Genomic DNA, 4,131 nt, shown 5'->3' with positions numbered 1-4,131 from the left:
ACACAGAGTGCGTGCAAACTGACCGCTATCGAACCCCTTCGCTACTTCCGCTTTAAACACCGCCGGTAATACATAAAACAGCAGAGGGTCATCCGTATGCCCCCCCTTACTCCGGTAGCCCGCCAGTTCGTTAATTGGCAGACTTTGCTCGTCGTAGGGTAAAGGAGCAAACCGGCGCATCCCGAAGGTGCTGAGGAACTGCACCGCCTGTTCGATAATCTGCTCAATTTCTTTGTTTCCTGTACCGAACACACCAATCCAGGCGTTATAACTGTGCTGAATGGCATCACGACAGGTCTGCTCATCCCAGCCGGTAATCACCCTGCCCAGCAACAGTGAAGCTTCCAGAATGGCAAATCGTGAGCCCACGCGGTGAACCTGCTCGCCATAATCAGCAGGAATAAGATTTCGCCAGCGTTCCTCGGCTGAACGCACCGCCGCCACGGCTTCATCACGATGCTCAGCAAGCCACCGCACCCAGTCACGCCCGGCAACACCGTGGTTATTCTGGTATGCATCCCTGATGGCATCGGCATGCTGTTTGCCGTTTTTGTAGCCATGGAAACGTACCGCCCGGCTCATCGGGATATTCAGCAGGCGTACCAGCTGGCCGGCCTTGGCCTTTCGCCCGGCGCCGGCGACAAATGTTTCCATATCCACTTCACCGGTACTGATGGCAACGGTACGCCAGCGTTTCAGTTCCCGGTTTCCGCCCTCTTTCGCTCCCTGTAGTTTCCCGGTACCGTTGAACAGTGCATAGGCGGATTTCCACACCTCCACGGGGTCAGCTCCCTGCCCGATTTCATCCAGCGGCATCAGCGCGTCATTGTGCGCAGCGGCCTCATTCGCCAGCCCCAGCGCCGTTCCGTACCACGTAAGCCGCAGCATGTCCGGATTGCCGTAAAGGCTGGAGGCCACGTTTGCTGTGGTTGTTTTTCCGGCACTGGACTGCTCGTAAAAGTGAATGCCGAAACCGTCGGCACCAGTAAGGCCAATAAGAGGTGCTGCCAGCGCTGCCGCCATAGCAGTCATCATGGAGTAATTGCCGCTGGCAAGGCGCGCCACGCTGTTACGCCAGCTCTCAGCATCCCCCTTCATGGTGTAGCCCGCGGCGGCAGAACTGCGTCCATTAAAGAGCACCGGGTGTTCAGGCCTTCCGATAATTTCACCATCCGGCATAATGTAGGCGCCGCACTGCCAGCCAGTGGCGTGAGCGACGCGCCAGAGCTGCCCGCTGCCGCTTCGCTGCATCCAGTCGGCCAGGGTAGCCCGCAGGTTACTTTTTGTGGTGACGTTGACCCCGCCGCCCTTAAGGGTACGCCAGCCTTCCCGTTCACCGATATCCGCCTGAGGAATGGCACGGATAACCGGCACATCTTCACCTTCGGGCTGCCAGCGCAGGATCAGATAGCGGTCCTTGCCGTCTGAGCCGATGCTCATCACGTCCAGCGGGGAGCATAGCCAGCTCTCATTGAGGGTCACTCCACCGCTTTCCTTGTCCACTTTTGGTGTTACCCAGTACACCCCGTCGTCACGGCTTTCAATCCGGGGTTTAAGATCATCATCGGTCACAGCCGGGTGTTTTTTTCCTTTGACGGGCAGAGAGACCACCACACTATTCCCCTGCTCAGCATCTGCCTTTAGTGAAGGCAGTCGCGCCGTCCAGTCCTCCAGCACCTCCTGGCTTTCGGAATAAAAGCGAGCCTCCTGTACACCGGCGAGCGCAAGCTTCGTGGCGATAAGGCTGAGGTGCTTTTCGGATATTGCCCCGGCCCGGTAGACCCGGACATAGCGCCGAGCGGCGTCAACGATGTTCAGATTGTGCAGTTCTTCGAGCTGCTTTTTACCGAGATAAACCGGCGGGATCGTGTCGCCGATTGTATTGTGGCGCTGCCAGTCCTCAGCGAAGGTCCATGCCTTTTCCCCGGCAAAGATAATTGCCTCGGTAAACGGATCTGACGGCAGTTTGTTCAGGTTCGGTGCGTTCTTCATCATTTGCCCCTCAGTGAGCCACTGGCGCTGCCGGAATGCCTTCCGTTTTGAGCGTTTCAATAAAGCTGTCGTGAAGAAGCGCCATGCCTTTTAGCCCCTCTTCGGACATATCGATGCCTGTGACAGGGCTGATGTCGACCATGCTCCGGTAAATTGCCGCAGCCATTTCAGGCGCTTTATTCGCAGGGAACATTTCATATGCCAGTCCCTCAACATGGTTTGCCAGGGCAAAACGTTCCGACCACGGGTAAATGACAATGCCGCCCTGTTCACCGCTATAAATGGCGACGTCCTCCGGCTCTCCCTGCTCATTTTTCACTTCGACGGCACCGTTGGTATCGAACATCTCGCAGACATACACAGCAGCCACAACCCAGCGCCAGAGCACAAGATTTTGCTCATCCGTCACGACCAGGCATCCGCTGTGCATACCGCACCAGATGGCAGCGACCGGACGCAGCCCCTCCACTAAATCGTTGTCATACTCCCCGCTGTCGAGTTTCTGAATATCCGTTTCCGGAACGATCACATTGGAGTTGTTCTGCTTTCGGTGAAAATAAAGAACAAAGTTTTTTTCTGCCTCCAGACGACTCATCAGGATATATTTATCTGTCTGGCTGTTGTCGCCCGAAAAATAATTATTATCTGTTTTACGCATGATAAATCTCCAGTCCAAAGTTATTATCTTTCGGGTTTTCCAGTGCCGCGGTCACCGCTTCCTTCATCACCTCATTCATAAACTCAACCCCTTCGGACGTAAGGCGACTGTTGTCTTTGCTCAGCATCCCGGCGTACGTATCGCTCAGCACTGACAGCCCCTTATCGCGGCCAAACTTACGGAGACACTGGAGCTCAATACTGTTGATAAGGCAGTTCGATACCGCCTGCGCCGTCAGGTTATCCAGCGCCACTACCTGTTTTTTCACCATGAGATTAAGAACTGCGGAACCGCTGTTACGCAGACGGCAATAATGGATAAAAGCATCAGCGATATGCTTTCGGTTTAATTCAAGAGAATTATTTGACTGGCTCATAATTATTGTTTCTCCTGCCATCGGGGCGAGTAATCTCCCGACCTGATGGCCGTTAATTTATGGATAAGCGTTATCTGATAATATAGAAACTATTTACCGGACTTTAGCCTGCGCTCACTGATATTAAAGTCAGCTTCATCAGCGTTAAATTTCAGCGCCTGTGCGATACCCGGTAAATACATCAGCATTTCACCCAGATTATGCAGATCCTCCCGCGCCATATCATCGGTGTAGTTTTTGTTATCACAGGCCCAGAACACGATATTGCCGACAGACCCCAGTCCGGACATGATGCCCTCGTAAGCACCCTCGGAATGCATGCGGATCGCCGTCAGTGATTCATCATCTTCTTTACCCAAATCGCAGCGAGAAAGTAATTGTTCTATCCTGCTCATGCCTTTGCTCCCCAGTAATCAGTAAGATCCACGCCATACACAGCAAGCCAGGCTTCACGTGGCCATGATTTGACAAAGCCAAACTGTGCATCCGCCACTTTATGAGGCTCAACCCCATTCTCCTGACACCATTTTTTGAGCGGCCGCCAGCCATATTCAATATCGGTGACCTGCTTCACCGCTTTCACCGTGGCATGCTTCTCTGATTCACCCAGCCGTTCGGCCAACTGTTTCGATTTCCGCACGGCCGCAGATGCTGTGGCCATTGCAGTTGCTTCCCGACGGCTGCCAATTTCGGCTTTGGTACGCTCAGCTTCGTCAGCACGGGCTTTCTCTGCCAGTCGCCCCTGCTCTGACGCCATCGCAATCTGGAGAATTTCCATGGTGGACAGTTCACGCTGAACCGGTACCGGTTGATAGCGTGCTTCCAGCTTATCGACCAGGCCGCGGCGCACTGCTTTTGACTCACGAGCAGCAACGCGGAGGGCCTGCTTATATCGCATTCCGATGACTTCCTGATCTGCTCCACCTTTTTTGCTGTCCATAGGGGTTACGAAAGTTTCGTAACCCTCCCCTGCAAGCTCATCTTTAATGCGGGCAACAAAATCATTATTACGAATCGGTTTCTGCCCGCACTCTTTACGTGCATCATTAACCATCACCAGCAGTTCCTGCGAGTCGATATAATCTGCACCCTTACCCAGGAAACT

General features: G+C 54.0%; 5 protein-coding genes. All 5 read right to left on the bottom strand.

From position 1 onward, the window contains the following. A partial coding sequence (locus VF709_RS24580) for a DUF927 domain-containing protein (RefSeq protein WP_440232445.1) occupies positions 1 to 1,992 on the bottom strand: 1,992 nt, incomplete at its 3' end. Positions 1,993 to 2,002: 10 nt separating this feature from the next. Continuing rightward, positions 2,003 to 2,650 (bottom strand): hypothetical protein, encoded by a 648-nt coding sequence (locus tag VF709_RS24575; RefSeq protein WP_440232443.1) that lies wholly within the window; start codon positions 2,648 to 2,650, stop codon positions 2,003 to 2,005. Then, positions 2,643 to 3,026, bottom strand: coding sequence for a hypothetical protein (locus VF709_RS24570; RefSeq protein ID WP_440232442.1), 384 nt, complete (start codon positions 3,024 to 3,026; stop codon positions 2,643 to 2,645). Before VF709_RS24570 ends, VF709_RS24575 begins: the two co-directional genes overlap by 8 nt. 89 nt (positions 3,027 to 3,115) lie before the next feature. Beyond that, positions 3,116 to 3,421 (bottom strand): hypothetical protein, encoded by a 306-nt coding sequence (locus VF709_RS24565; protein WP_440232441.1) that lies wholly within the window; start codon positions 3,419 to 3,421, stop codon positions 3,116 to 3,118. Continuing rightward, positions 3,418 to 4,080, bottom strand: a complete 663-nt coding sequence (locus VF709_RS24560; RefSeq protein WP_440232444.1) for a hypothetical protein — start codon at positions 4,078 to 4,080, stop codon at positions 3,418 to 3,420. The genes VF709_RS24565 and VF709_RS24560 overlap by 4 nt, the downstream gene beginning before the upstream one ends. Positions 4,081 to 4,131: the final 51 nt, after the last annotated feature.

The organism is Enterobacter sp. Lyrl_3 (assembly GCF_051948675.1).
Taxonomy (GTDB): domain Bacteria; phylum Pseudomonadota; class Gammaproteobacteria; order Enterobacterales; family Enterobacteriaceae; genus Enterobacter; species Enterobacter cloacae.
This window is presented reverse-complemented; position numbering and strand designations above follow the sequence as displayed.

Coding starts and splice junctions, on each gene's coding strand:
- VF709_RS24575 (WP_440232443.1), bottom strand. CDS start 2,650: ATGCGTAAAACAGATAATAATTATTTTTCGGGCGACAACAGCCAGACA.
- VF709_RS24570 (WP_440232442.1), bottom strand. CDS start 3,026: ATGAGCCAGTCAAATAATTCTCTTGAATTAAACCGAAAGCATATCGCT.
- VF709_RS24565 (WP_440232441.1), bottom strand. CDS start 3,421: ATGAGCAGGATAGAACAATTACTTTCTCGCTGCGATTTGGGTAAAGAA.
- VF709_RS24560 (WP_440232444.1), bottom strand. CDS start 4,080: ATGGTTAATGATGCACGTAAAGAGTGCGGGCAGAAACCGATTCGTAAT.